The organism is Ruegeria sp. CF2, from assembly GCF_056537385.1.
In genome coordinates this window covers 1,048,168-1,073,993 of record NZ_JBQFRL010000001.1, presented here as the reverse complement: position 1 = coordinate 1,073,993, position 25,826 = coordinate 1,048,168, and the positions used below count along the sequence as shown (strand labels likewise).

Annotated in this window: 24 protein-coding genes; 8 read left to right on the top strand and 16 right to left on the bottom strand. The window is 60.8% G+C overall.

Translation table 11 applies throughout. The annotated features are described in order from the left end of the window. Positions 1 to 26 precede the first annotated feature (26 nt). The 3 genes from purS to purC all read right to left on the bottom strand — a co-directional run bounded on the left by purS (position 27) and on the right by purC (position 1,959). On the bottom strand, positions 27 to 257 hold the full coding sequence (purS, locus tag ACR0IR_RS05240; RefSeq protein ID WP_093961981.1) for a phosphoribosylformylglycinamidine synthase subunit PurS: 231 nt from the start codon (positions 255 to 257) through the stop codon (positions 27 to 29). A 129-nt stretch (positions 258 to 386) separates the two neighbouring features. Further along, positions 387 to 1,055 carry a MarC family protein gene (locus tag ACR0IR_RS05235; RefSeq protein WP_170363526.1) on the bottom strand — a complete coding sequence of 223 codons (669 nt, stop codon included), beginning with the start codon at positions 1,053 to 1,055 and terminating at the stop codon, positions 387 to 389. A gap of 148 nt (positions 1,056 to 1,203) precedes the next feature. Beyond that, the gene (gene purC, locus ACR0IR_RS05230; protein ID WP_170363527.1) at positions 1,204 to 1,959 is read right to left on the bottom strand and encodes a phosphoribosylaminoimidazolesuccinocarboxamide synthase; all 756 of its coding nucleotides are present in this window, start codon (positions 1,957 to 1,959) and stop codon (positions 1,204 to 1,206) included. 188 nt (positions 1,960 to 2,147) lie between these two features. Here purC and ACR0IR_RS05225 point away from each other — a divergent pair, with 188 nt between their 5' ends. Continuing rightward, entirely contained in the window at positions 2,148 to 2,465 is a 318-nt protein-coding gene (locus ACR0IR_RS05225) for a DUF1476 domain-containing protein (RefSeq protein ID WP_170363528.1), read from the top strand. Positions 2,466 to 2,583: 118 nt separating this feature from the next. Beyond that, positions 2,584 to 3,597 carry a betaine--homocysteine S-methyltransferase gene (bmt, locus tag ACR0IR_RS05220; protein ID WP_170363529.1) on the top strand — a complete coding sequence of 338 codons (1,014 nt, stop codon included), beginning with the start codon at positions 2,584 to 2,586 and terminating at the stop codon, positions 3,595 to 3,597. A gap of 3 nt (positions 3,598 to 3,600) precedes the next feature. Here bmt and ACR0IR_RS05215 read toward each other — a convergent pair whose 3' ends face one another. From ACR0IR_RS05215 to ACR0IR_RS05170, 10 genes are all read right to left on the bottom strand, one after another. Further along, positions 3,601 to 4,377, bottom strand: coding sequence for an enoyl-CoA hydratase-related protein (locus ACR0IR_RS05215; protein ID WP_093961976.1), 777 nt, complete (start codon positions 4,375 to 4,377; stop codon positions 3,601 to 3,603). Positions 4,378 to 4,448: 71 nt separating this feature from the next. Beyond that, positions 4,449 to 4,904 carry a cytochrome c-type biogenesis protein gene (locus tag ACR0IR_RS05210; protein ID WP_170363530.1) on the bottom strand — a complete coding sequence of 152 codons (456 nt, stop codon included), beginning with the start codon at positions 4,902 to 4,904 and terminating at the stop codon, positions 4,449 to 4,451. Continuing rightward, positions 4,901 to 6,865 (bottom strand): heme lyase CcmF/NrfE family subunit, encoded by a 1,965-nt coding sequence (locus ACR0IR_RS05205; protein WP_170363531.1) that lies wholly within the window; start codon positions 6,863 to 6,865, stop codon positions 4,901 to 4,903. The genes ACR0IR_RS05210 and ACR0IR_RS05205 overlap by 4 nt, the downstream gene beginning before the upstream one ends. Before the next feature lie 75 nt (positions 6,866 to 6,940). After that, on the bottom strand, positions 6,941 to 7,519 hold the full coding sequence (locus ACR0IR_RS05200; RefSeq protein ID WP_170363532.1) for a holin family protein: 579 nt from the start codon (positions 7,517 to 7,519) through the stop codon (positions 6,941 to 6,943). After that, complete coding sequence (locus tag ACR0IR_RS05195) at positions 7,510 to 8,121, bottom strand: holin-associated N-acetylmuramidase (RefSeq protein ID WP_170363533.1); 612 nt, start codon at positions 8,119 to 8,121, stop codon at positions 7,510 to 7,512. Before ACR0IR_RS05195 ends, ACR0IR_RS05200 begins: the two co-directional genes overlap by 10 nt. Positions 8,122 to 8,259: 138 nt before the next feature. Next, entirely contained in the window at positions 8,260 to 8,706 is a 447-nt protein-coding gene (gene ccmE / locus ACR0IR_RS05190) for a cytochrome c maturation protein CcmE (RefSeq protein ID WP_170338751.1), read from the bottom strand. A gap of 7 nt (positions 8,707 to 8,713) precedes the next feature. Continuing rightward, positions 8,714 to 9,742 (bottom strand): N-acetyl-gamma-glutamyl-phosphate reductase, encoded by a 1,029-nt coding sequence (argC, locus tag ACR0IR_RS05185; RefSeq protein ID WP_170363534.1) that lies wholly within the window; start codon positions 9,740 to 9,742, stop codon positions 8,714 to 8,716. Between the two features lie 93 nt (positions 9,743 to 9,835). After that, the gene (locus tag ACR0IR_RS05180; protein ID WP_170363535.1) at positions 9,836 to 10,645 is read right to left on the bottom strand and encodes a glutamate racemase; all 810 of its coding nucleotides are present in this window, start codon (positions 10,643 to 10,645) and stop codon (positions 9,836 to 9,838) included. 8 nt (positions 10,646 to 10,653) lie between these two features. Then, entirely contained in the window at positions 10,654 to 11,532 is an 879-nt protein-coding gene (locus tag ACR0IR_RS05175; RefSeq protein ID WP_170338757.1) for a lysophospholipid acyltransferase family protein, read from the bottom strand. Between the two features lie 76 nt (positions 11,533 to 11,608). Then, entirely contained in the window at positions 11,609 to 15,028 is a 3,420-nt protein-coding gene (locus ACR0IR_RS05170; protein WP_480778986.1) for an indolepyruvate ferredoxin oxidoreductase family protein, read from the bottom strand. 169 nt (positions 15,029 to 15,197) lie between these two features. On the opposite strand from ACR0IR_RS05170, the gene ACR0IR_RS05165 reads away from it, so the two are divergent. The 5 genes from ACR0IR_RS05165 (at position 15,198) to grxD (ending at position 22,105) form a co-directional block, all read left to right on the top strand. Beyond that, a complete protein-coding gene (locus ACR0IR_RS05165; protein ID WP_093961966.1) occupies positions 15,198 to 16,106 on the top strand; it encodes a LysR family transcriptional regulator in 909 nt (302 codons plus the stop codon). A gap of 269 nt (positions 16,107 to 16,375) precedes the next feature. Continuing rightward, positions 16,376 to 18,628: a mechanosensitive ion channel family protein gene (locus ACR0IR_RS05160; protein ID WP_170363537.1), complete on the top strand. Its 2,253-nt coding sequence runs from the start codon at positions 16,376 to 16,378 to the stop codon at positions 18,626 to 18,628. A 196-nt stretch (positions 18,629 to 18,824) separates the two neighbouring features. Next, positions 18,825 to 20,984, top strand: coding sequence for a phosphoribosylformylglycinamidine synthase subunit PurL (gene purL / locus ACR0IR_RS05155; protein WP_170363538.1), 2,160 nt, complete (start codon positions 18,825 to 18,827; stop codon positions 20,982 to 20,984). 139 nt (positions 20,985 to 21,123) lie between these two features. Then, a complete protein-coding gene (locus tag ACR0IR_RS05150) occupies positions 21,124 to 21,360 on the top strand; it encodes a BolA/IbaG family iron-sulfur metabolism protein (protein WP_093961963.1) in 237 nt (78 codons plus the stop codon). A gap of 382 nt (positions 21,361 to 21,742) precedes the next feature. After that, positions 21,743 to 22,105, top strand: coding sequence for a Grx4 family monothiol glutaredoxin (gene grxD, locus ACR0IR_RS05145; protein WP_170338767.1), 363 nt, complete (start codon positions 21,743 to 21,745; stop codon positions 22,103 to 22,105). Between the two features lie 8 nt (positions 22,106 to 22,113). On the opposite strand, the gene ACR0IR_RS05140 is transcribed toward grxD, so the two are convergent. The 3 genes from ACR0IR_RS05140 to ACR0IR_RS05130 are packed head-to-tail and all read right to left on the bottom strand — an operon-like array spanning position 22,114 to position 23,539. Next, positions 22,114 to 22,461, bottom strand: a complete 348-nt coding sequence (locus tag ACR0IR_RS05140; RefSeq protein WP_170363539.1) for an MliC family protein — start codon at positions 22,459 to 22,461, stop codon at positions 22,114 to 22,116. Then, positions 22,458 to 22,853: a cell division protein ZapA gene (locus ACR0IR_RS05135; RefSeq protein WP_170339348.1), complete on the bottom strand. Its 396-nt coding sequence runs from the start codon at positions 22,851 to 22,853 to the stop codon at positions 22,458 to 22,460. The genes ACR0IR_RS05140 and ACR0IR_RS05135 overlap by 4 nt, the downstream gene beginning before the upstream one ends. Beyond that, positions 22,853 to 23,539 (bottom strand): hypothetical protein, encoded by a 687-nt coding sequence (locus ACR0IR_RS05130; protein WP_480778985.1) that lies wholly within the window; start codon positions 23,537 to 23,539, stop codon positions 22,853 to 22,855. The genes ACR0IR_RS05135 and ACR0IR_RS05130 overlap by 1 nt, the downstream gene beginning before the upstream one ends. A 235-nt stretch (positions 23,540 to 23,774) precedes the next feature. Between ACR0IR_RS05130 and tkt the strand changes: the two genes are divergently transcribed. Beyond that, positions 23,775 to 25,796, top strand: a complete 2,022-nt coding sequence (tkt, locus tag ACR0IR_RS05125) for a transketolase (protein ID WP_480778984.1) — start codon at positions 23,775 to 23,777, stop codon at positions 25,794 to 25,796. Positions 25,797 to 25,826: the final 30 nt, after the last annotated feature.

The following is a 25,826-nucleotide window of genomic DNA, read 5'->3' as shown; positions in this document are numbered from 1 at the left end:
CTCCTTGGGGATGACGGTCAGAGAACTCAGACCAGTTCGATCTCGTAACGCTCGATGACCGTGTTGGCCAACAGCTTCTCGCACATTTCGGCCACATCGGCCTCCGTTGCGCCATCGGCCAGTTCCAGGTCAATCACCTTGCCCTGCCGCACGCCCTGCACCTTGTCGAACCCCAGTGCGCCCAATGCGTGGCGCACAGCCTCGCCTTGAGGGTCCAGAACCCCGTTCTTGAGCATTACGTGCACCCGTGCCTTCATCGTCGCAACTCCACCTGTGGCCCGCCGCGCCGGGGCCTGTTCCGTTGCGCGGGGGATAGCGCGACTGACCGCGCAGAACAAGCCTTTGTGATGCGGTCGAATGACCGCAGGCGGTTCATCTTGAGGAAATCAATTGCCTGCGCTGCCGGTCAGGCTGGGATAATGTGCATCAACCGCGTTGAAGATGCCGGTCAGAACCATCTCGACGGCCACGGCAACCAGCAGGATTGCCATGATCCGGGTCAGCACGTTGATCATCGTCTCACCCACAAGACGCGAGATGCTGTCGGCAAACAACAGGCCGAGTCCGACGATGAAACAGGCGATGAGGATCGCCGAGCCAAGGGTCACAAGTTCGGCCCCATCCGACAGTTGATGCGAGAACACGATCGTCACGGCAATCGTGCCCGGGCCAATTGTCAACGGGATCGCCAGCGGAACAACGGCAAAGTTCAACTTGCGCGCGTGACCATCGACCACGGCCGCCTGATCGCCCGGCGCCCGATCTTGCGCGTTCAGCATCGACATGCCGATCCCGAAGATAATCAGCCCGCCAGCCACGCGAAACGAAGGAACGTCGATCCCGAAGACAGCCAACACCTCTTCGCCGATTGCAACCGAGATCAGCGCGATCACCGTCACCGAGGCCATCACGATCATGGCTACCCTGCGCCGTTCGGCAGGTGTGCAGTCGCGTGTCATGCTCAGGAAAATCGGGATGTTGTAGAGCGGGTTGAATATGGCCAGAACGGCCGCCAGAAATTTCAGGAAAACCGCTTGATCGAACAACGCGCTCATTCAGTGTGCCACCTTGGTTAGCGGACCGGGTTGGTCGGTCAACCCGAAGATGCGTGACAGGGGCCTGACCTGTCAAACCCGCAATGAAAAATGCGCCGCCCCCGAACAGGAGCAGCGCATCCTTGTTAGGCGCTGCCAGTCGGCGCGATCAGTTGATCAGGGTGGGCTTGCTCACGTTGCTTTTCGGCAGAACGCCCAGGCGACGGGCGACCTCGGAATAGGCGTCGGTCAGGCTGCCCAGATCGCGGCGGAACACGTCCTTGTCCAGCTTTTGTCCTGTCTCGATGTCCCAAAGGCGGCAGCTGTCTGGGCTGATCTCATCAGCGACGATCAGGCGCTGGAAGTCACCCTCGTAGACACGACCGATTTCGATCTTGAAGTCGACCAGACGGATACCCACAGCCAGCATCACGCCGCTCATGAAGTCGTTCACCCGCAGCGCCAGGCTGAGGATGTCGTCCATGTCCTGCTGGTTGGCCCAGCCGAACGCGGCGATGTGCTCTTCGGTCACCAGTGGATCACCCAGCGAGTCGTCCTTGTAGCAGTATTCCACGATCGGGCGCGGCAGTTGCGTGCCCTCGGCAATGCCCAGCCGTTTCGACAGCGACCCGGCGGCATAGTTGCGGACGATCACCTCCAGCGGGATGATCTCGCAGCTGCGAACCAGCTGTTCGCGCATGTTCAGGCGGCGGATGAAATGGGTCGGCACGCCGATCTGGTTCAGACCGGTCATGAAGAATTCGCTCAGGCGGTTGTTCAGAACACCCTTGCCGTCGATCACGTCTTTCTTTTCCGCGTTGAACGCGGTGGCGTCATCTTTGAAATACTGCACGATCGTGCCCGGTTCCGGGCCTTCGTACAGGATCTTGGCCTTGCCTTCGTAAATCTTCTTGCGACGCGCCATGTGCGACCTTTCCAGGCTGGGGCGAGGGAATGAGTCCCATCGCGTTGGCGCTCTCATAGTGCAAGCCCCCCTTTCCCGCAAGTTCATGCATCCGAGAGGCTTTGACGCAGCGCAAATACCTTGCACCCGGCTGCGCGTATGGTCATATCATCAGGAAACACACTTTTACTTGAAGAGGCCCAACACCCATGACCACGTTCGACGAACGCGAAAACGCCTTTGAAGCAAAATTCGCCCATGACGAAGAAATGCAGTTCAAGGCGCAAGCCCGTTGCAACAAGCTGCTGGGCCTGTGGGCTGCGGAAAAAATGGGCAAAAGCGGGGACGAGGCCGCCGAATATGCCAAATCCGTCGTGATCGCCGATTTCGAAGAGGCCGGCCACGAGGACGTGGTGCGCAAAGTCGCCGCCGATCTGGGCGATCTGTCCAGCCCCGAGGAAATCCGCGCCAAGATGGCGGAACTGCTGCCCGAGGCCAAAGCTCAGGTGATGAGCGAAACCAACTGAGGCATGCCGCCTACCTCATGATCTTCATGAGTATTATGAATTTGATTTGACGTCCCGGTCATGCGACACGGGGCGTCTAAATTTTTGGCCTTTGGGGCCACAACTCCGGACATCTCCAATGACCAACGCGCTGACCAGATTGCTGGAAACGAAGGACGCCATTCTTGCCGATGGCGCCACCGGAACGAACCTGTTCAACATGGGGCTACAATCGGGTGACGCGCCCGAGCTGTGGAACACCGACCAACCCGACAAGATCCGCGCTCTTTATCAGGGGTCGGTGAATGCGGGCAGTGACCTGTTCCTGACCAATACATTCGGCGGAACGGCTGCACGTCTGAAGCTGCACGACGCCCACACCCGCGTGGCCGAGTTGAACCGCATCGGCGCCGAACTGGCGCGCGAGGTGGCGGATGCCGCCGGACGCCCGGTGGTGGTTGCAGGATCGGTCGGCCCGACCGGGGAAATCCTGGAACCAGTGGGCAGCCTGACCCATGCCGAGGCGGTCGAGATGTTCCACGAACAGGCCGAGGCGCTGAAAGCCGGCGGAGTCGACGTGCTGTGGGTAGAAACGATCAGCGCGCCGGAGGAATTCCGCGCCGCGGCCGAGGCTTTTGCGCTGGCCGACATGCCTTGGTGCGGTACCATGAGTTTTGACACCGCCGGGCGCACCATGATGGGCGTGACCTCGGCCGATCTGGCGCAACTGGTCGAAACCCTGCCCAACCCGCCGATCGCCTTTGGCGCCAACTGCGGCACCGGCGCGTCTGATATCCTGCGCACGGTTCTTGGTTTTGTGGCTCAGGGAACCGAACGCCCCCTGATCTCCAAGGGCAATGCGGGTATTCCCAAATATGTCGATGGCCACATCCACTATGACGGCACACCCGAACTGATGGGCCGTTACGCCGCCATGGCGCGGGATTCAGGTGCGACCATCATCGGTGGTTGCTGCGGAACGATGCCAGCGCACCTGCGTGAGATGCGCAAGGCACTGGACACTGAACCCCGTGGCGCCCGTCCGTCGCTCGAGCAAATTACTGCGGTCCTTGGGCCTTTCTCGTCGGTCAGTGACGGAACCGGGGACGAGGCGATGCCCGAACGGCGCGCGCGCCGGCGCCGCCGGGCCTGATGGTCAGCGCCCCTCGAACCGGGGGGCGCGTTTTTCCAAAAATGCCACCACGCCTTCGGCGAAGTCGCGGGTGCGCCCACATTCTCCCTGCAGGTGCGCCTCGGTCGCCAGTTGTTGCGGCAAGGTGTTTTCGTATGTGCCTCTCATCGCCTTTTTGATCGCGGCAAAGCCCGCAGTCGGCCCTTTGGCCAGGTACTCGGCGCGCTTGCGCCAATGCGCGGCGAATTCATCGTCGGCAACCGCCTCGTAGATCATGCCCCATTGGTCGGCCTGACGCGCAGAAATCTTGTCGGCGAACAGGGCCGCACCCATGGCTTTGGCCAGACCCATCTGGCGCGGCATGAACCAAGTTCCGCCGGCGTCCGGCAAAAGACCGATCCGGGCAAAGGCTTGCAGGAAATAGGCGCTTTCGGTCGCAATGACCACATCGGCACACAGCGCCAGGTTGGCCCCTGCCCCCGCCGCGGGACCGTTCACGGCCGCGATTGTCGGCACCGGACAATCATGAACAGCTTCCAGCATCGGTTCATATTCGTCGCGCAGCGCGCGTTCCAGATCGATCTTGCCGGTGCTGGACGCATCGCCCAGATCCTGGCCGGAGCAAAACGCCGGACCCGCGCCCGTCAGGACGATTGCGCGCGCGTCATGAGCGGCTTTTTTCATCGCATGGGTAATCTCGGCGCGCATTTTCGTCGTAAGCGCGTTCATCTTGTCCGGCCGGTTCAGCGTGACCACAGCCAGACCGTCCGTGATGTCCAAAAGCACCGTTTCGTATTCCATGAAGTCCTCACATGCGCAGAATTTCCCGAACCCTGACGCAAATGCGGCGCAAGGGAAAGGCAAACCGCACGTCAGTCTTCAAGAATCCGGCGCAGGCGCTCTTTCTCGTCGTCATTCAATCCGTCTACGGCGGAGGTCTCCTCAACCCGCGCACGACCGCGCAGGAAGTTCCACCCCAGACCCGCCGCAATCAACAGCATGGCCGGCCCTGCCAGCCACAACAGCAGGTTCGCCCCCGTGGTCGTGGGTTTGAGCAACACGTATTCTCCGTAGCGGTCGACGATATAAGCAACCGCTTCCTCATCGGTGTCGCCCGCGACAAGCCGTTCGCGCAGCAAAATGCGCAGGTCACGGGCCAGTTCCGCGTTGCTTTCGTCGATGCTTTCGTTTCGACAAACCAGACAACGCAGGCCCGTACTGATGTCTCGTGCTCGGGCTTCAAGCGCCGGATCGTCCAGCACCTCATCCGGCTGGACCGCCATCAGCGGCGATGCCAGCAACAACAGCAAAACGATCAGACGTTTCATTCTGCTGGCACCCCGCCTGCCGGAGCCTTGCGCGCGCCTGCGGCCACCCGGAAGCGGCGGTCGGACAAGCTGAACAATCCGCCCAGAGCCATCAGAATGCAGCCTCCCCAAATCCAATTCGCAAGAGGTTTTATGTAGGTACGCATGACCCAGCCGCCATCGTCCTGCTGATCCCCGATGACCACGTAGACATCACGCAGAAAGCGGTAGTCAATCGCGGCTTCGGTCGTGGGCATGGCGGCCACCGGATAGGTCCGTTTTTCCGGGTTCAACGTAGCTATCTCTCGACCATCTTTTTGAACCTGCACATCGGCCATGGTGGAGAAATAGTTCGGCCCCTCAACCTCGCGCACACCGTCCAGAGTGAACGAGAAACCGCCCACGTCGAAGGTCTCGCCGATACGTGCAACACGGATGTCCTCGACCTCCCAGGCGGTCAGGCCGGCAATCGCAAAGATCGTGACCCCCAGACCGGTATGGGCGATCGCCTTGCCCCAATCCGCACCCGGCAGACGCATCAGACGCCGGAAGCCGCCGGTGCGGCCTGTACGGCTCCACAGATCGACCGCGGCGCCGAAGGTGATCCATGCGCCAAGGAACAAACCAACCGGGCCAAGCGCGCTGCGGCCCGTCTGCAGCACCCAAACCAGTATGGCCAGCGAAACGGCCAGAACAAACGCATAGCGCAGCTGCCATGCGACGCGGCCCAGCCTGCCGCGCTTCCACGGCAGCATCGAGCCAAGCGGCAATGCGATGCCCAACACCACCATGAACGGCGTAAAGGCCGCATTGAAGAACGGTGCCCCGACCGAGAGCTTTCGGTCGAACATCATCTCGGCCACCATCGGCCACAGGGTCCCAAAGAAGACGACAAAACTGCTGACAGCCAACAGGATATTGTTCAGCACCAATGCGCTTTCACGGCTGACCATTCCAAAGAGCCCCTTGGCCTCCATCGCCTGCGCCCTGGCGGCGAACAAGATCAGCGCTCCGCCGATGAACGCCACCAGAATGAACAGGATGAACACACCACGCTCAGGGTCGTTTGCGAAGGCGTGAACCGACGTCAGAAGGCCCGAGCGCACGATGAACGTTCCGATCAGCGAGAAGCCAAAAGCAATGATCGCCAACAGAATGGTCCAGCTTTTCAAGGCTTCGCGCTTTTCGACCACGATGGCCGAGTGCAACAGGGCGGCAGCCAGAAGCCAAGGCATGAAAGACGCGTTTTCCACAGGATCCCAGAACCAGAATCCGCCCCAACCCAATTCGTAATAGGCCCACCAAGACCCCAAAGCGATGCCGATGGTCAGGAATATCCACGCTGCCAGGGTCCACGGTCGAACCCAACGACCCCACGCCGCGTCCACCCGTCCCTCAATTAGGGCAGCAACGGCAAAGCTGAATGCCATGCTCAGGCCCACATATCCAAGGTACAGAAACGGCGGATGGAAAGCCAAGCCGGGGTCCTGCAGCAAGGGGTTCAGATCGCGGCCGTCAAAGGGCGCAACGGGAAGCCGGTCAAACGGGTTCGACGTAAAAAGTATGAAGGCGTAGAACGCGACCCCGATTGCGGCCTGCATCGCTAAGACACGGGCCTTTAGCGTGGGTGGCAAACCCTGGCCGAAAAGCGCGGCCGTTGCGCCAAAAAGCGCCACGATCAGCACCCACAACAGCATCGAGCCTTCGTGGTTTCCCCAGGTTCCGCTGATCTTATACAGCATCGGCTTCAGGGAGTGGCTGTTTTCCACCACGATACGCAGCGAGAAATCCGAGGTCGCAAAGGCCCACACCAGCGCAGCGAAGGCAAATCCTGTCAGAAGACATTGAGCAATAGCCGCGGGCTCCGAGAACAGCATCCATGACGGCCAGCGTTTTGCGGCGCCGATCAATGGCACGACTGTCTGAACTATGGCCACCATGAAGGCCAGGATAAGGGCGAAATGTCCAAGCTCGGTAATCATGGGCTCGGGTATAATCCCGCGCCCGGGCAAGCGCCAATCACTTTCGCCGCAATCAGGCGCACATAGTGTCGCGGGTCAGGCGCGCTGCAGACGCCGCCAGTCCTCAAGCGCCGGGTTGTGATCGGGGATGATCACCTGGGCCGTCAGTTCGGCATCCGGCCCCGGATTGGCAGCCCCCGGACTTTCCGCCCGCATCTCGTGAAGAGCTTGCAAGTTGGCCATGACCTGTGGCGCCCGCATCATCGTAACTGAGATATCACGCTGAAGGTCTTGAACCTTTGCCTGATGCCGCGCTCCGAAATAGAACGACACGATGACGCCCAGTAGCCACCATAACGGCTCGGGCACCAGCGCAATTCCCTGCATCCGCGCCGCAAACCACAATGGATCGACCATCGCGGCCACGAACAGACCCAATGTCCCCAGCGCCAATGCAGGCCTTGGCAACCGATTCAAACCGTCCATGAAACGGTCAAACCCGCCTTTGCGGGGAGCTTCGAATTCCGCGCCGAACTGGTTCATCGCCTGTCCGCGCAGCGAAACAGCGCGTTCCGCACCGGCCTCCGAGTTCTCGCGGAAAACCTCGGCAGTTTCGCGCACCACGTTGCGCCCACCCCCGAACAGAAGATCAAAAACACCTGCGATCAGTCCCATGCGGCTATCCTTTGCTGAAACTCGGCCATGCTCAGGTGATAGGGCGGAGATAAAAACTCCTCGGCCCGGCGGATCCACCCCCCTTTCCCACCGTTGCGGCTGCGCACGTATTTGCGCAAGGCCGGACGTCGGTCAGCCAGCCGGAAATAGTAGTTCCTTCGTGCCACCCCATACGCGTCGCGCAACACCACCGGATCGGGATTTGCGGCCTGATCGCACGCCCCAGCCGTTCGCGGCCCCAAAACGCCATCCACGGCGAGCGAAAATCCCATCTGCACCAAAAGACGCTGCAGGATGCGCACCGCCTGTCCGCCCGCATTCACGTACATATCGAACAGCGTCGGCTGCAGCGCGTCGGGCACCCGTGCCAGACCGGGCTTTTGAAAGTAATGCGTGATGAAAATCGCGACAGCCTGTTCCCGGTCAAGCGCCATCACATCGCGGCGATCGACAGTCCCGTCACGCGTCAGGTCAAGGCCCAACCGTCGCATCGTGTGGATTGTGACACCGTATTTCGTGGCCCCTCCCGGGTCATCCGGATCATCGACGAAGCCGCCCTCACGGGTTACGATCTCGTTGGCAATCTGCTGAACCGACTGCATGCTGCACCTCTGTGTTCCTATGCGGCCCACGGTCCGGTGAAATCCTTAAATCCATGAAACGAAGAAGGGCGCTGCACGACCAGATCGCGCAACGCCCTTGAACACTCATTCAGGCAACCTACCGAAGGCTGTCCTGTTTCAGCTGTCTGCCGGCTCTTCGTAGACGCCCTGCTCCTTCAAGGCATCGATGACCTCTTTCGGCATATAGGTCTCGTCGTGTTTTGCCAGAATTTCAGTGGCTTGGAACACACCATCAACGTAGCTTCCGGTGCCGACCATCCCCTGACCCTCGGAAAACAGATCAGGCAAGACACCGGTGAAGGCCACCTTCACGCTCTCACCCCCGTCGGTAACGGTGAACCGTACGGTTTCACCCTGCCCACGTACGATCGAGCCTTCTTCGACCAAGCCACCGATGCGAAACACCTCATTCGGTGCCGGCGGTTCGGCGATCACCTGGCTGGGCGAGCGGAAATAGTTGATCCCGTCTCGCATGGCATAGCCGATCAAGCCCGTCGCCAGGGCCAAAGCCACAAAAGCCAACAGAATGATCTGTACACGACGACGTTTCTTCAGCGTCTTCATCTCGGCCTCATGGGAACAGTGGGGCCATCATAAGCCCCGTCGTTTCGGGTTCACCTAACATCAGGTTTGCGTTCTGCAAGGCCTGCCCACTGCTACCTTTTGTCAGGTTATCCAGCGCCGCAATCACGATGGCTCGCCGTTCGATCCTGTCAGCAACGACGCCGATATGGCAGAAGTTCGATCCGCGCACATGGTGGGTCGAAGGTGTGTCGCCAAAGGGCAGCATCTGAATGAAAGGCTCGTCTGCATAGGCTGCACACAGCGTTTCATAAACGCTCTGCGGATCACCCTTCACATACGAGGTCGCCAGAATGCCCCGGTTCGCGGGGATCAGGTGCGGCGTAAACTGGATGTGAACCGCGCGGCCCGCCAGTCTCGAGAACTCCTGATCGAACTCGCCCAGATGCCGGTGGGTACCGCCGACGGCATAGGCGTTGGTGCCCTCGCTCAGTTCGGCGTGCAGAAGGTTCTCTTTCAGCGCGCGCCCCGCCCCGGAGACAGCGCATTTCAGATCAAGAATGATGTCATCCAGGTCGATAACACCGGCCGCGATCAACGGCCGCAGCACATACTGCCCCGTGGCAGCATTGCACCCGGTGCCAGCCACCAGTCGCGCAGCGCGGATGTCCTCACGGTAGAACTCGGTCAGTCCGTAGACAGCCTCATCCTGATGCGTGAGTGCGGCATGCGGATTGCCGTACCATTTCTCGTATTCATCGGGGTCGGCCAGCCGGAAATCCGCCGACAAATCAACGATTTTGAGGTCGGAGGGCAAATCCCGGATGACCTCCTGGCTGGTCTTGTGCGGCAGCGCGCAAAAGCACAGGTCGATCTGGCCAAAGTCAATCTGCTCAATCTTGCACAGACGCGGCAAATCCAGATGGCGCAGATGCGGAAACACTTCTGCCATGGTCTGCCCGGCCTTGCGCTCGGCCGCCAGGGCGGTGATTTCCATGTTCGGGTGCTCGGCGATCAGCCGCACCAGTTCGGCACCGGTATAGCCCGAAGCGCCCAGGATTGCGATTTTGTGGGTCATGTTAGACCTCGTAGATTTATGTGACACGTCTGGCACCCGCCGACATGACAGGTACCGAATAAATTCATGACAGGGGCCGGTCCTTGACCTAAGTCAGGCGGCCTTGAAGGTGATCTGTCGTCGGAGAAATTGCGTTGCCCGGTCACTGACCTTCTGCGGATTGCCTGTGGTCAGGTAACCCGCCTCACCCCCACCCGGCATATCCGGATGCCGCTGGAGATAATCCGCAAGGCTTTCGGCCACCAGGTCGCCCTGGCTGAACACTTGCACGTCCGGTCCCAACGCCGCCTGAAAGGCTTCGGCCATCAAGGGGTAATGGGTGCAGCCCAAGATCGCAGCCTGCGGTTGCGGCATCTTGCGCTTCAACGCGTCCACATGGCTCCGCACAAGGGCTTCGGCCAGGATCATGTCACCGTCCTCGATGGCATCGACCACGCCACCGCAGGCCTGCGCCTCAACATCGACGCCGATGGCGCGGAACGCCAGTTCACGCTGAAACGCGCGGCTTGCCACGGTTGCCGGCGTGGCAAACAGAGCCACATGCTTGACCGCCACTTCGCGCGGGGGGCTGTTGTCGCCCCACTGGCGCTCGGTCAGCGCCTCGATCAGCGGGACGAACACACCCAGAACGCGCTTGCCCTGGGGCACGCCCTCTTCCTGCATCCGGCGCAGCGCCGCGGCGCTGGCTGTGTTGCAGGCCAGAATCACCAGATCGCAGCCGCGCGACCACAAGTCCTGCACCGCGTTTCGGGTCAGGTTGTAGATATCCTCGGCGTCGCGCACGCCATAAGGCGCGTGCGCGCTGTCCGCGTAATACAGGAAATCCACCTCCGGCAGACGTGTCTGCGCGGCGTTCAGGACGGTCAGCCCGCCCAATCCGGAATCAAAGATGCCTACTGCCATTTGCCCCTTCAGGCGCGATGCCGTTCCTCGAATTCATAGCCATAGTCATACGACTTCAGCGGCTTCGGAGACAGCTCATACGTGGCTTTGCGCAAGAAATCCATCATCTTGCGCGTATCGCCGGCCAATGGGTCCAGAACGTCGCGGCCGATGGGCTGCCCCACGACCACATCAACCGGGGTATCGACGCGCTTTTTGAACTCTTTGATCAGCAAACCCATGCGCAGCGTCACATGCAGATGGCTGGCGATCTGAAACAGGCGCGAGGTGTGACCATCAAAGAACAAAGGCACCACGGTGGCGTTTGACTTGGCTACCATCCGAGCGGTGAATCCTCGCCAGCCCGGGTCCATCGGGTGCGCGAACGGTCGGGCCGCCGTGCTGACCGTGCCGCCGGGAAAAATCCCGATTGCCCCACCCTGCCCCAGATAATCCAGGGCGGTTTTTCGGGTCTGCAGGTTCAACCGCATCGCCTCTTTGGTCTGATCGAAAGAGATCGGCAGGATGATACGGTTCAGATCCTCGGCCTTGTGGAACACATGATTGGCCAGAATCCGGAAATCTCCGCGGGTCTGGGACAGCACATGACCCATCATCAATCCATCCAGAATCCCGTAGGGGTGGTTGGCGATCAGGATCAGCGGGCCGTCCTTGGGGATGTTCGACAGCGCCCCGCCCACCACGTTCAGGCTCAGCCCGTAACGTTCGACCATGACCGACCAGAAATCGCGGCCATTGGCGACCTCGCGCTCGTAACCATCCGCGCGCCGGATCAGGCGCAGCCGACCGGTCGTGTTCTCCATCAGCTTGATAACCATGCGCCCACCCCGCGTTTCTGCAGAATGGGCGTAGGAAATGTCCCGAGCGACTTGGCGACGTGATTTCATCACGGGTCTCCGGCGTGGCCGTCATCGGACGGCGCGGACAGGAACCTTACCGCGCCTCCATGACACCGATATGACGTTACTCGGCCGCGGCCCGCGTCTCGGTCCCTCCCTGCCGGATTACGGCCAGAAGTTCCTCGCGCCGCTTGGCGGCCTTGGCTTCGTTGGCGGCCAATACCGGACCGAAACCGCGGATGTCCAGCGGCAACCGCGCCAGCGCGACAATCCCATCGCGGGTGTTGTCATCCAGCTTGGGCAGAACCTCTTTCATGTCCGCCTCATACTGACGGATCAAGGCCCGTTCCATTCGGCGCTCGGCGGTATAGCCGAAGATGTCCAGCGGCGTGCCACGTAGCCCCTTCAGCTTGGCCAGAACCTTCATCGGCCCCAGCAGCCATTCGCCGAATTGCCGTTTGCGCGGACGCCCGTCCGGCCCTTTGCCCCCCAGGATCGGCGGAGCTAGGTGGAAGGTCATCTTGATGTCGCCGTCGAATTCGGCGGCGGCCTTGTCGCGGCTGTCCAGCAGCAGGCGGGCCACTTCGTATTCGTCTTTGTAGGACAACAGCTTGTGATACCCACGCGCGACGGCATCCCGGACATTCGGGTCTTCGATCGACTCGAGCAGCTTGAGATAGCGCCTGGACAACCGTTTGCCCTGATAGGCCACCAGATGATCGGCACGGAATGCGATGGCCTGCTCGGGCGTCTTGGGCAACTCGGTCACCGTGGGGGTCACGATGCGCGCCACTTCCTCGGGATGAAGAACCGCCCAGCGGCCGACCTCGAAGGCGCGCTTGTTGCGCTCGACCGCGGCGCCGTTCAGCTCGATTGCGGTCATGATCGCCTCGTGGCTGACCGGTAGCAGCCCCCGCTGCCAGGCCGCCCCGAACACCATCATGTTGGAATAGATCGAATCGCCCATCACCGCGCGTGCCAACTCGGTCGCGTCGAACAGGGCAAGACCGTCCTTCAGTCGCGCTTCCAGCGCCAATTCCAGCCGGTCGACCGGAATGTGGAATTCGGTGTTGCGGGTGAAATCGCCGGTGATGATCTCGTGGCTGTTGACCACCGCGCCGGTCTGACCAGTGCGCGTCAGGCCCAGCGTCTTGGCCCCGGCCGACACCACGAGGTCGCCGCCGATCAGCGCATGCGCCTCGCCCGTAGCCACGCGAATGGCGCTGATGTCTTCTGGCTTGTTGGCCAGGCGACAGTGGATATGCACCGCGCCCCCCTTCTGCGCCAGCCCGGCCATTTCCATCATGCCCGCGCCCTTGCCGTCGATCTGCGCGGCCTGCGCCAGAACCGCCCCGATCGTCACGACACCGGTGCCGCCGACGCCCGTGATGACCACGTTATGCGTGCCCTCGATGTGCGGCAGAACCGGCTGCGGCAGATGCGGGATGTCGATCTCGGTGGTGGCTTCCTTGCGGATCCTGGCGCCTTCCAGCGTGACGAAGGACGGGCAGAACCCGTTGAGGCAGGAGAAATCCTTGTTGCAACTGGACTGGTCGATCGCCCGCTTGCGGCCCAGCTCGGTTTCCTTGGGCACGATCGAGACACAGTTCGACTGCACCCCGCAATCGCCGCAGCCCTCGCAGATGTCCGAGTTGATGAACACCCGCTTGTCCGGGTCCGGGAAGGTGCCGCGCTTGTGGCGACGGCGCTTCTCGGCGGCGCAGGTCTGGACGTAGACGATGACCGACACGCCTTCGATCTCGCGGTACTTGTTCTGAACCGCCATCAGCTCGGCCCGTTCGTGGGTTTCCACGTCGCCCGGCAGCGCCTTGAAGTTCACGTCTTCCTTCTCGTCATAGACGACGGCCACATGCTGGACGCCCATGGATTTGACCTCGCGCACGATGCGCTCGGCGGTCAGATGGCCCTCGTTCTCCTGCCCTCCGGTCATGGCGACCGCGTCGTTGAACAGGATCTTGAAGGTGATGTTGGTTCCGGCCGCCAGCGCCGCCCGGATCGCCTGCACGCCCGAGTGGTTGTAGGTGCCGTCGCCCAGGTTCTGGAACACGTGTTTCGTGGTCGAGAACGGCGCCTCACCGATCCAGTTGGCGCCTTCGCCGCCCATCTGGGTAAAGCCGGTTGTCTCGCGATCCATCCACTGCACCATGTAGTGACAGCCGATCCCGGCATAGGCCCGGCTGCCCTCCGGCACTTTGGTAGAGCTATTGTGCGGACAGCCCGAGCAGAAATACGGCAGCCGCGTCGCGATCTCCTGTGCGTTGTCGTTGCGGCGCGCCTCTTGCAGGCTGGCCAGCCCTGCGCGAATACCGTCGGTTTCGCGACCTTCCTCGATGAAGATCTCGCCCAGCTTTTCGGCGATCATGATCGGATCAAGCGCGCCACGGGTCGGGAACAGCTCTTCGCGGTGCAGCGTGCCTGCCCCGCCCTTGTACCAGCCGTACACGCGACGTCCGCGACGGTCGTCAAAGATCGCCTCTTTGACCTGCACTTCGATCAGCTTGCGCTTTTCTTCGACGATGATGATCAGGTCCAGCCCCTCGGCCCAATCATGGAACCCCTTCATGTCCAACGGGAAGGTCTGGCCGATCTTGTAGGTGGTGATCCCGAGCCGTTCGGCCTCGGCCTCGTCGATGTTCAGTAGCGACATGGCGTGGACCAGGTCCAGCCAGTTCTTGCCCGCCGCGGCAATGCCGATCTTGGCGCCCGGCTTGCCCCAGACCCGCCGGTCCATCCGGTTGGCGTGTGAAAACACTTCGGCCGCGAACCGCTTGTAGTCGATGATCCGCGCCTCCTGCAGGTGCGGCGTGTCGCCCAGCCGGATGTTCAGCCCACCTTCGGGCATGTCGAATTCCGGCGTCACCAGTTGCATCCGGTCAGGCCGGCCATCCACGACCGAGGTCACCTCGATCGTGTCCTTCATCGTCTTGAGGCCGACCCAGACCCCAGCAAACCGGCTGAGCGCAAAGCCGTAGATCCCATAGTCGAGGATTTCCTGCACTCCGGCCGGACTGACGACGGGCATGTACATATCAACCATCGACCATTCCGACTGGTGCAGCACGGTCGAGCTTTCGCCCGTGTGGTCGTCGCCCATCGCCATCAGAACGCCACCATGCTTGGCGGTTCCGGCCATATTGGCGTGACGCATCACATCGCCGGACCGGTCCACACCCGGCCCCTTGCCGTACCACAGGCCGAACACGCCATCATATTTGCCGTCGCCGCGCAGACCGGCCTGCTGGCTGCCCCACAGGGCTGTGGCGGCCAGGTCCTCGTTCAGACCGTATTGAAAGGTCACATCGCACTCGGCCAATTGCTTTTCGGCGCGCGACATTTGAAGATCGACCGCACCCAGCGGAGACCCCCGGTATCCGGTGACCAGACCGGCAGTGTTGAGACCCGCGGCGGTATCGCGCGCCTTCTGCATCATCATCAGACGAACAAGCGCCTGCGTGCCATTCAAAAGCACCGGGCTTTTGGTCAGATCGAAACGGTCATTGAGCGAAATCTTTGGCTGACTCATCAGACGCCTCCCCACGTCGGAATAGTGTGCTGCATTTGACGTCATTTTAGGTCATAATTTCTGACCTGTATACAAAATTCCCCCTGTTCTGTAACGATTTCCCCGTTTGAATATGGAATTTGTTACCTCTTTCATATAGGGCTGCCAAAGGATAACGAAAGTTGCGACGATGAATTGGGACAAGCTCAGAATATTTCACGCGGTAGCTGACGCCGGCAGCCTGACGCATGCCGGAGACAAGCTGAATCTGTCCCAATCCGCCGTCAGCCGGCAGGTTCGCGCGCTTGAGGAATCGCTGGGCGCCACGCTGTTCCACCGCCACGCCCGCGGTCTGATTCTAACGGAACAGGGCGAGCTTCTGTTCGATGCAACAACGGCCATGTCCAAGCGTCTGGACGCTGCCGCGGCGCGAATCCGCGACAGCGAGGATGAGGTCTTTGGAGTCCTGCGGGTCACCACGACTTTTGGCTTCGGGACCCTGTGGCTGGCGCCGCGTCTGCCCAAGCTGTATGAGCAGTATCCGGACCTGAATATTGACCTGATGCTCGAAGAACGTGTGCTGGATCTTCCGATGCGCGAAGCGGATGTCGCGATCCGGATGAAGGAGCCCAGTCAGGCCGATCTTGTCCGCAAGCGTCTGATGACCGTTCGAATGATGTTGTATGCGACCAAGACCTACCTGGATTCGCACGGCGGTGCGCCCCAGACGCTGGAGGATATTTCGAAACACCGCCTGATCTGTCAGACCCCTGCCGCACCCCAGGTTGGCGTTGGCGCTTCGATGGTCAGTCACCTTATGACCTACGAACCCAGCTCACTGCTGACAGTGAACAACTACTTTGGTGTTCTGCAGGGTGTCCTGAATGACCTCGGAATTGGCGTCCTGCCCGACTACGTGACCGAGGATTTCCCTGACCTGGTCCCGATCCTGTCCGACATCGAGACGGCGAATGTGCCGGTATATTTGGCCTATCCCGAAGAACTGAGGCACTCAAAACGGGTCGCAGCGTTCCGAGATTTCGTTCAGGATGAAATCATTGCTCATCGCAAGCAGCTGAAACATCTGGGAAAACTGTAGCTATGCACTCGCGGCATAGCGGACATGCCCTCAATGCGCCCAAAAAACCTTGATCGTTCAAAGAGTGATCCCTAAATGAGCACTCGAAGGCGGTGATGCTGAAACGCTCATCATCTTCATACCTCCCTGTTGGACTACGGCCGAGCTTAGTGCTCGGCCTTTTTTTTGGCCTGCACCCGGGCGCGCGGTGCCAAATCGTTTGGAATTATTTTGCCAACGGGCCTATGATCGCGAAAAACCATAATATTTCGTGTTCGAGGACAAAGTTTATGACCAGCCTACTCCGCCTGTTTTTGATGGCGTTGGTATCCGTCACGTTCCTGGCCCGGCCAAGCATGGCCCAGAGCACCAGCGAACCCACCACCAGCCATGTGACCATCCCCGAAGATCTGACCCCCGAACAGGTCGACGATCTGGTGGCGAGAATGTCTGACGATCAAGTCCGGGCCATTTTGCTGGAACGGCTTGATGCGGTCGCGGCGAAACAGACTGAAACGCAGACTTCCCGTAAGGGGCTGCTGCAAACGATCTCATCCTCGGCGGGCGACATGGCTGCGTCTTGGCTGGATGTGATCCGCAAGGTTCCGCTACTGGTTTCGGCTCAGGTCGAAGCCTTCAGCAATTTCGGAAACAAGTTTGGCGCAAGCGGTCTGGCAACCCTGTTCGGGTTCACCTTCCTGGCGCTTGCAATCGGGTATGCCGCAGAAACCGCGGTTGGCCTTTGGACACGCCGTTGGATCAAAGTCGTCGATGGGGATGCTTCGACCAACCTAAAAGGCGCGGTTGTCTTTTTGTTCAAGCGCTTCTGCGTCGAGTTTCTGGGCCTGCTTGTCTTTTATTACACGCTGGTTTTCGTCGGGCGTCGATTGCTGGACGAACAGCAAATTGCCCAGGCGGCACCGTTCGTATTCTTCCTGATCTGGTTCCCCCGCCTGGGAGCCGCGATTTCCCGTTTCATTCTGGCCCCGAAGCAGAGCAACTTGCGCCTGGTCAACGTGAATGACAAATGGGCAAAATACCTGCATCGGAACCTGATCGGCCTGTTCCTGCTGATCGGGTTCACCCTGTTCATCCTGGATTTCAATGCGATGAATGGCGTGATGCCGGGTGAATCGCGCCTTGGTTTCTGGCTGAACACCGCCATCCACATCTATGTCGGTGTCATTGCTTGGACGGCCCGCAACGGTCTGACCGACATGATGCGTGGTTCCGATCCGGATCGTACGCATTTCGACGAAGAAGTCGCCCGCTACTATCCGTATTTTGCGATCGCCGTGTCGGCGGGTACCTGGCTTTTGGTCGAGTTCCTCGCCGCTCAGCGTAATCCGGCCGTGTTTGCCCTTCTGGCCGAAGGCGCGCATTTCGTCACGATGTTCTGGCTGCTGATCGCACCGGCGCTCGACACGCTGATCCGAGGGCTGACCCGGCACCTGCTGCCGCCGATGATGGGCGATGGTCCGATCGCGGAACGTGCCTACAAATCGACCAAACGCAGCTACATCCGCATCGGACGCGTTCTGGCCGGCATTCTGGTCATTCTGATGATTGCGGATGCCTGGAATTTGGACCTGCAGGATATTGCGGGCGGGGACTCGGAAACCGGCAGCAAACTGGTTCAGTTCTTCATCATCATCGCAATCGGCTACATCCTGAACGAGGTGGTCTCGCTCTGGATCAACCGCCGGCTTGCCAAAGAGCAAACAGCTTCGGAGCAGAGCCCCGATGAGGAAGCCGGCGAAGGCGGCGGTGCCGGCGGCTCGCGCCTGGCCACGGTTCTGCCTTTGCTGCGCGTGACTGCTCAGGTGGCCATCGCGGTGATCTTCGCCTTGCTGGCGCTGGGCGCTCTGGGCTTGGACATCACGCCGCTTCTGGCTGGTGCCGGTATCCTGGGTCTGGCCATCGGCTTTGGTGCGCAGAAACTGGTCTCGGACATCGTGGGCGGCATCTTCTTCCTGATCGACGATGCTTTCCGCGTGGGTGAATATGTCGATGTGGGTGGCACCACCGGCACGGTAGAGAAGATTTCGATCCGCTCCATGCAGCTGCGCCACCATCGCGGTCCGGTGCATACCATCCCTTACGGTGAGATTCAGAAGCTGACCAACTACAGCCGCGACTGGGTCATCATGAAGCTGAAATTCACCGTGCCCTTCGACACTGATCCGAACAAGGTCAAGAAGATCTTCAAGAAGATCGGCGCCGAGATGATGGAGGACCCGCTCCACAAGGATGGCTTCCTGCAGCCCTTCAAATCGCAGGGCGTGTTCGACTTTGACGATGTCGGCATGATCATCCGCGGCAAGTTCATGGCCAAGCCCGGCAAGCAGTTCACCCTGCGCAAGGAGATCTTCAACCGGGTCAAGGCCGCCTTCAAGGAGAACGGGATCGACTTTGCCCGCCGTGAGGTGCGCGTCGCCATCCCCGGTTTGGAAGAGGCCGAAAACCTGACCGAACAGCAGAAAGCGGCGATCGGCGCGGCCGCGGCCGACGCAGTGAACAAGAAGGAAGAGCCGCCTCAATAACGGCGGTGGGACAGTGGCGCATGCGCTGCTGTCCCCGTCATTCCGGTGGTGCAACCTGCATTTCCCGGTCGCAGACCGCTGCATTCTGCCAGCAAATAGCGGGTTCCTGTTCGCTGCGCGCTCTTGACCCTTTCCCAAATCGCCCGGTTGCCCTAAAAGGCCCGCAATCCCGGCCACCTTGGAAACAGGACACACGATGCAAGAGCCCGCCATCACACCGGATCTGATTGCCGCACACGGGTTGAAACCCGAAGAATACGACATGATCCTCGAGATTATCGGGCGCGAGCCGACCTTTACCGAGCTGGGGATTTTCTCGGCCATGTGGAACGAGCACTGTTCTTACAAATCCTCGAAGAAATGGTTGCGCACCCTGCCCACCTCGGGCCCTCAGGTGATCTGCGGACCCGGTGAAAACGCCGGTGTGGTCGATATCGGCGACGGGCAGGCCGTGGTCTTCAAAATGGAAAGCCACAACCACCCGTCGTACATCGAACCCTATCAAGGGGCGGCAACCGGCGTGGGCGGCATCCTGCGCGACGTGTTCACCATGGGCGCGCGGCCCATCGCGGCAATGAACGCGCTGTCCTTCGGCGAACCCAACCACCCCAAGACCCGCCAGCTGGTCAATGGCGTGGTCGAAGGCATCGGAGGCTACGGAAACTGCTTCGGCGTACCGACCGTGGGCGGTGAAGTTCGGTTCCACCCGGCGTACAACGGCAACTGCCTCGTGAACGCCTTTGCCGCCGGGCTGGCCGATGCCGACAAGATCTTCTACTCGGCCGCGTCGGGCGTTGGCATGCCCGTTGTCTATCTGGGCGCCAAAACCGGTCGCGACGGCGTGGGCGGTGCCACGATGGCCTCGGCCGAATTCGACGACACGATCGAGGAAAAGCGCCCCACCGTGCAGGTCGGTGACCCCTTCACCGAAAAACGCCTGATGGAGGCGACGCTGGAACTGATGCAGACCGGCGCCGTGATTTCGATTCAGGACATGGGCGCGGCGGGCCTGACCTGCTCGGCCGTTGAGATGGGCGACAAGGGCGGGTTGGGTGTCCGGCTGGACCTGGAAAACGTGCCCCAGCGCGAAGAGAACATGACCGCCTACGAGATGATGCTGTCCGAGTCTCAAGAACGCATGCTGATGGTGCTGAAGCCCGAGCTTGAGGCCGAAGCCCGCGCCGTGTTCGAGAAATGGGATCTGGATTTCGCCATCGTCGGTGAGACCATCGCCGAAGACCGATTCCTGATCATGCACAACGGCGAAATCAAAGCCGACCTGCCGCTGTCGAAGCTGGCCTCAACGGCACCGGAATACGACCGCCCTTGGGTCCCCACCCCGGCGGCCGAAGATCTGGGCGAGGTGCCGCAGATCGACCCGATCGACGGGCTGCGTGCGCTGATCTCGTCGCCCAACTATGCCAGCAAGCATTGGGTCTATGAGCAATACGACACGATGGTGATGGCTGACACGGCGCGTACGCCTGGCGTTGGTGCAGGCATGGTGCGCGTGCATGGCACCGACAAGGTGCTGGCCTTCACTTCGGACGTGACCCCGCGATACGTGCGCGCCAACCCCGAGGAAGGCGGCAAGCAGGCCGTGGCCGAAGCCTATCGCAACCTGACCGCCGTTGGTGCCAAACCGCTGGCCACCACTGACAACCTGAATTTCGGCAACCCCGAAAAGCCCGAGATCATGGGCCAGTTCGTCGGTGCCATCCAAGGCATCGGAGCCGCTGTGGCCGCGCTGGACATGCCGATCGTTTCGGGCAACGTGTCGCTCTACAACGAAACCGACGGTCAGGCGATCCTGCCCACACCGACCATCGGTGCGGTCGGCCTTTTGGATCACGCCGACGACATCATCGGCACCGAGGTTCGGGAAGGGCATGTGGCGCTGGTGATCGGTGAAACCAAGGGGCATCTGGGCCAATCCGCCCTGCTGGCCGAGGTCTTCAACCGCGAAGACGGCGACGCCCCGCATGTGGATCTGGATGCTGAAAAGCGCAACGGCGACTTCATCCGGGCCAATCGCGAGATGATCAAGGCCTGTACTGACCTGAGCGATGGCGGCATTGCACTGGCAGCCTTCGAACTGGCCGAAGCCGCGGGCGTGGGTGTGCATCTTGATGACGCCCCGACCGAGTTCCTTTTCGGTGAGGATCAGGGCCGTTACCTGGTGGCCTGCAATTTCGATCAGGCCGAAGCGCTGATGATTGCGGCGGGCCAGGCGGGCGTGCCGCTGGTTTCGGTCGGTCGCTTTACCGGAGAAACCGTGCGGATCGGAGCGTCCGAAGCTCCTCTGAGTGAACTCTCAGCGATGTATCGCAGCAGTTTTGCCGAAGCCGTCGCCTGAGCGCGACGACGCTGAACCATAATCGGCTCCTGCGCTGTTCGATCAGCGCGGGATCTGACTTTTCCAAGGGCGCTGCACACCCTTGCGCGGGCTTCGGCATCGCTCTACATCTTTGAAAAGACCTTCAGGAGTATCCTAAATGCCAATGAGCGCCCACGAAATCGAACATCTGCTGCGCGAAGCCTTTCCGAATGCGGAAATCCAGGTCGGCGGCACCGATGGCGTACACATGTCCGCCATGGTCGTGGACGAAAGCTTTCGCGGGAAGAACAGGGTCCAGCAGCAGCGCGCGGTCTATGCTGCACTGAAGGGCAAGATGGACGGCCCGGATGGCGAGTTGCACGCGCTGGCGTTGACCACGAAAGTACCTGAGTGATGAGGCTGGCGGCGGCCAGTGCCATGCTCACTCTGGTGATGGCACGCGCTGCCTTGTGCATTCCGATGGCATCCGACAATTCGGTCGCGTGATATGATCGGTTGGGCTGTCTGGTTCGGAATATGTGTCGGCGGGCTGGTAGTTGCCGAGGCTCTGCTCGAAGCCTATCTGAAACGGAACAGAACAAGATGATTGTCGGATATGCGCCCCGACCCAAACGCTTTGAAACGCAGACCGTGGGAAGCCGACGGTGTGACAAAAGTCAATGTAATCGACGCGGTTCATGCGATGAACCAGCGTAATGAACCAAGAAACTGGTGGCGCAGCCGCCGATCGAAATGACCGCCCGACAGACGGACGAACGCAAACAAGGAAACGCGAAATGACCGACGTTAAGACCCAGATCGACGAGACCGTCAAAAGCAACGATGTGGTGCTGTACATGAAAGGCACCAAAGAAATGCCGCAGTGCGGATTTTCATCTCGGGTGGCCGGTGTTCTGAACTATATGGGTGTCGAATACACCGACGTGAACGTTCTGGCGGACGAGGAAATCCGTCAAGGCATCAAGGACTATTCGGACTGGCCGACTGTACCTCAACTCTACGTCAAAGGCGAATTTGTGGGTGGTTGTGATATCATCACGGAAATGACCCTGTCAGGAGAGTTGGACACGCTGTTCGATGAAAACGGTGTCGCCTACAACAAGGAAGCCGCCGACAAAATCCGCGAGGCAAACGCCTGATCAGCCGCTCAGCGGCTGACACAGTCTTTCAAAATATCGGTTTCGTCGGTGGCTCCGGCCGCCGCGAAACTGACCATCGCGTTCCAGCCTTTCGACCTCAGGGTATACGTCCCCTGCCCGTTCACCGACTCGTAACGGATACCCGAGCCGCTCTGGACCTGGCGCAACGCAATCAACTGACCATCGACGATCATCGCCGCAGCCCCTTCGCCGTCGGAGGGGTTGAAGTATGTCACGGGCAGCTCAACGCCATTTTCGCAGGTGAAGGTCACCGATAGGATGTCAATCTGTGCAAATGCCGGGCCCGAGACCGCCCCGACCAACGCCGCCAGGCACAAACTCCGCAAATGTGTCATCTCGCGTTCTTCTCTTCGATCACCGAGGCCAGCGCCTCGGCGCGTGCCGCCATCTCTGCAAGTGTGTCGGTAACCGAGGGCGGGACAACAGCCACTTCGATCCGTTCTGGTTCTGGCGCGGGCGCACTGCGCATACGCTCCAATTCGCCTTCAACTTCGGCCAGCTTCGCCTCGAGTGTTTTGATGCGATCCTCGGTGGCCGCTGCTTTGTCGGCAAGCATCAGCCCTGCCATCAATAGCATCCGCGACTCGGGCATACGGCCAATCTGGTCGGCCATCACCTGGGCCTCATCGTCCAGCATCTTCGCGGCTGCGTGCAGAAACGGTTCCTCGCCGTCCTGGCAGGAAACCTCAAATCCGCGCCCGCCAATATGAATGGTAACCTCGGGCATTACTCTACCTCTCCTTCGGCCAGGTTGGCGTGGGTCAGCAATGGCTCAAGCCGCGCCAGAACCGCATGAGCTTCGGCCGCGTCGGTGGCGCGGGCGGCCCGGGTGGCCTCCAGCTCGGCCACGGTTGCCTTGTTCAGAAGCTCGGCATCGGGAACGCCGTCCTCGGCAGCCTTTCGCAACTCGTCGACCGCTTCGCGCAATTGGTCATTTGCCTTTCGCAAGCGCTGCAGGTCGTCATCAAGCCGCGACATGGCGGCACCGTGGCTGGCGCGTTCGGCCCGCAGCATTTCCAGTTCGGCATTCAATTCGGGGATACGCTCTGAATCCTCCAGCTGCCGCCGCAATTCGGAGATCTCGGCCTTCAGCGCTGCAGCTTCGTCCTGATTTTCCAGCGCGGCCTTGGCTTCGGCCAGTTCGGCTCGCGCGGCCTCAACTGTGGCCAGTTTGGCATTGGACTCGCCCAACTGGGCGCGCAAAGCGTCGATTTCCTGATCATGCCGCTCTTTCAGAGACTTCAGGCGCTCTTCCAATTGCGCATTGGCCAGCTTTTCCTCGTCCAGAGCGGCGCGCAATTGTCCATCTTCGCTGCCCGAGACCGGACCCGCCGATTGCAACGCCTCGATCCCGGTGCCAATCCGATCCATCGCGGCCATGACGCGTCGCTGTAAGTCTTCGATCTGGCTCATTGCCCCTGTCACCTCTTTACCAAGGTTCGTTCTGTTTTTCCGATGGCCGAATCAATACGGCTCGTACCGGTACTTAGTCTAACGGAATGTTCGCCAAAATACCCACTCTTTGCTTTCAAAGGCTTGAGCAACACTCTTGAAGCGATGGCAATGCGCCGCGCCGGGTTCCGCTTGCACTTTGGGGGGTGGATGGTATTCAGCCCGCAATCTGCCGTAATCCAAAGGAACAACACCCGTGGACCTGACTGCGCTGCGCAATGCCAACCCTGAACACTGGGCGAAGGCTGCGGCCATTCGCACCCTGACCCTTGATGCTGTCGCCGCCGCCAATTCCGGCCATTCCGGAATGCCGATGGGCATGGCCGACGTCGCGACCGTGTTGTTTGAAAAACACCTGAAATTCGACGCCTCGGCCCCAAGCTGGCCTGACCGCGATCGGTTCATCCTGTCGGCTGGCCATGGCTCGATGCTGATCTATGCCCTGCTCTACCTGACGGGCTACAGCGCAGTTACTCTGGACGAGATCAAGAACTTCCGCCAACTGGGCGCGAAAACCGCCGGCCACCCGGAAAACTTCCTGATTGACGGTGTCGAAACCACCACCGGCCCTCTTGGGCAAGGAATTGCCAATGCCGTCGGTTTTGCGATGGCCGAAGAAATCCAGCGGGCCCATTACGGCAAAAAGGTTGTCGACCACTACACCTATGTGATTGCCGGTGACGGCTGCCTGATGGAAGGTGTCAGCCAGGAGGCCATCACCCTGGCCGGTCGGCATGAGCTCAGCAAGCTGATCGTGTTCTGGGACAACAACAACATCACCATCGACGGCACCGTGGACATAGCCGACCGCACCGACCAGGTGCGCCGGTTCGCGGCCTCGGGCTGGCATGTGATCGAGATTGACGGCCACGACCCCAAGGCCATCGATGCGGCGATTGTGCAGGCAAAAGCGTCGAAGAAACCGACCATGATCGCTTGCGAAAGCCATATCGCGCTGGGTCATGCCGCGCAGGATACCTCGAAAGGTCACGGCGCATTGACCGATGCCGAACAGCTGCAGGCCGCCAAGGATGCATATGGCTGGCCGCACGGACCGTTCGAAATTCCGACCGAGGTGAAATCCGCGTGGGAAGCAATCGGCGCGCGTGGCGCAATGGAACGGAAGGCGTGGGAAGAACGTTTTGCCCAACTGTCCGAGCGCAAGCAGGCCGAGTTCAACCGCGCTTATGCTTTCGAGGCGCCGAAAAAGCTGGCTGGCGCCATCCGTGCCTTCAAAAAGCAGGTCTCGGAAGATCAACCCAAGTTGGCCACCCGCGCCTCGTCGGAAAAGGTGCTGAACGTCGTGAACCCGATCATGGCCGAGACGGTTGGCGGATCGGCGGACCTAACCGGGTCGAACAACACCAAATCAGCCGATATGGGCGTGTTTTTGCCGGAGAACCGCAAGGGCCGCTATATTCACTACGGCATCCGTGAACACGGCATGGCCGCGGCGATGAACGGCATGGCGCTGCATGGCGGCATCCGCCCCTATGGCGGCACCTTCATGGCCTTCACCGACTATGCGCGCCCGTCGATGCGTCTGGCCGCGCTGATGAAGATCCCCAGCGTTTTCGTGATGACCCATGACTCGATCGGTTTGGGCGAAGACGGCCCGACGCACCAACCGGTCGAGCATCTGGCGATCTCGCGCGCGACGCCGAACACCTATGTGTTCCGCCCCGCCGACACCGTCGAGACCGCCGAGGCCTGGGAACTGGCGCTGACCTTCAAGGACAGCCCCTCGGTCCTGTCGCTGACCCGTCAGGGCGTGCCGACCGTGCGCACCCAGCACAAGGCCAAGAACCTGACCGCCCAGGGCGCCTATGTTCTGGCCGAGGCCGAGGGCAAGCGTCAGGCGATCCTGATCGCGACCGGGTCCGAGGTATCGCTGGCCATGGAAGCCAAGGCGATGCTCGAGGCCGAAGGGATCGGCACCCGCGTCGTTTCGATGCCCTGCATGGAGTTGTTCGCCGAGCAGGACGAAGCCTATCGCAAGAAGGTCCTGCCCGCCGGCCCCGTCCGCGTCGGCATCGAGGCCGCCGTCCGTGCCGGCGGCTGGGACCGCTGGCTGCTGGGCGAGCGTGGCCGCGAGGCCAAGGCCGGTTTCATCGGCATGTCGGGCTTTGGCGCGTCCGCTCCGGCAGGCGAACTGTACAAGCATTTCGGCATCACCGCCGAGGCAACGGTTGCCAAGGTCAAGGAATTGCTGGGCTGATCCAGCCGATCCAAGCAATCAAAGGGCGGC

Coding starts and splice junctions, on each gene's coding strand:
- purS (WP_093961981.1), bottom strand. CDS start 257: ATGAAGGCACGGGTGCACGTAATGCTCAAGAACGGGGTTCTGGACCCT.
- ACR0IR_RS05235 (WP_170363526.1), bottom strand. CDS start 1,055: ATGAGCGCGTTGTTCGATCAAGCGGTTTTCCTGAAATTTCTGGCGGCC.
- purC (WP_170363527.1), bottom strand. CDS start 1,959: ATGGCGCGTCGCAAGAAGATTTACGAAGGCAAGGCCAAGATCCTGTAC.
- ACR0IR_RS05225 (WP_170363528.1), top strand. CDS start 2,148: ATGACCACGTTCGACGAACGCGAAAACGCCTTTGAAGCAAAATTCGCC.
- bmt (WP_170363529.1), top strand. CDS start 2,584: ATGACCAACGCGCTGACCAGATTGCTGGAAACGAAGGACGCCATTCTT.
- ACR0IR_RS05215 (WP_093961976.1), bottom strand. CDS start 4,377: ATGGAATACGAAACGGTGCTTTTGGACATCACGGACGGTCTGGCTGTG.
- ACR0IR_RS05210 (WP_170363530.1), bottom strand. CDS start 4,904: ATGAAACGTCTGATCGTTTTGCTGTTGTTGCTGGCATCGCCGCTGATG.
- ACR0IR_RS05205 (WP_170363531.1), bottom strand. CDS start 6,865: ATGATTACCGAGCTTGGACATTTCGCCCTTATCCTGGCCTTCATGGTG.
- ACR0IR_RS05200 (WP_170363532.1), bottom strand. CDS start 7,519: ATGGGACTGATCGCAGGTGTTTTTGATCTTCTGTTCGGGGGTGGGCGC.
- ACR0IR_RS05195 (WP_170363533.1), bottom strand. CDS start 8,121: ATGCAGTCGGTTCAGCAGATTGCCAACGAGATCGTAACCCGTGAGGGC.
- ccmE (WP_170338751.1), bottom strand. CDS start 8,706: ATGAAGACGCTGAAGAAACGTCGTCGTGTACAGATCATTCTGTTGGCT.
- argC (WP_170363534.1), bottom strand. CDS start 9,742: ATGACCCACAAAATCGCAATCCTGGGCGCTTCGGGCTATACCGGTGCC.
- ACR0IR_RS05180 (WP_170363535.1), bottom strand. CDS start 10,645: ATGGCAGTAGGCATCTTTGATTCCGGATTGGGCGGGCTGACCGTCCTG.
- ACR0IR_RS05175 (WP_170338757.1), bottom strand. CDS start 11,532: ATGAAATCACGTCGCCAAGTCGCTCGGGACATTTCCTACGCCCATTCT.
- ACR0IR_RS05170 (WP_480778986.1), bottom strand. CDS start 15,028: ATGAGTCAGCCAAAGATTTCGCTCAATGACCGTTTCGATCTGACCAAA.
- ACR0IR_RS05165 (WP_093961966.1), top strand. CDS start 15,198: ATGAATTGGGACAAGCTCAGAATATTTCACGCGGTAGCTGACGCCGGC.
- ACR0IR_RS05160 (WP_170363537.1), top strand. CDS start 16,376: ATGACCAGCCTACTCCGCCTGTTTTTGATGGCGTTGGTATCCGTCACG.
- purL (WP_170363538.1), top strand. CDS start 18,825: ATGCAAGAGCCCGCCATCACACCGGATCTGATTGCCGCACACGGGTTG.
- ACR0IR_RS05150 (WP_093961963.1), top strand. CDS start 21,124: ATGCCAATGAGCGCCCACGAAATCGAACATCTGCTGCGCGAAGCCTTT.
- grxD (WP_170338767.1), top strand. CDS start 21,743: ATGACCGACGTTAAGACCCAGATCGACGAGACCGTCAAAAGCAACGAT.
- ACR0IR_RS05140 (WP_170363539.1), bottom strand. CDS start 22,461: ATGACACATTTGCGGAGTTTGTGCCTGGCGGCGTTGGTCGGGGCGGTC.
- ACR0IR_RS05135 (WP_170339348.1), bottom strand. CDS start 22,853: ATGCCCGAGGTTACCATTCATATTGGCGGGCGCGGATTTGAGGTTTCC.
- ACR0IR_RS05130 (WP_480778985.1), bottom strand. CDS start 23,539: ATGAGCCAGATCGAAGACTTACAGCGACGCGTCATGGCCGCGATGGAT.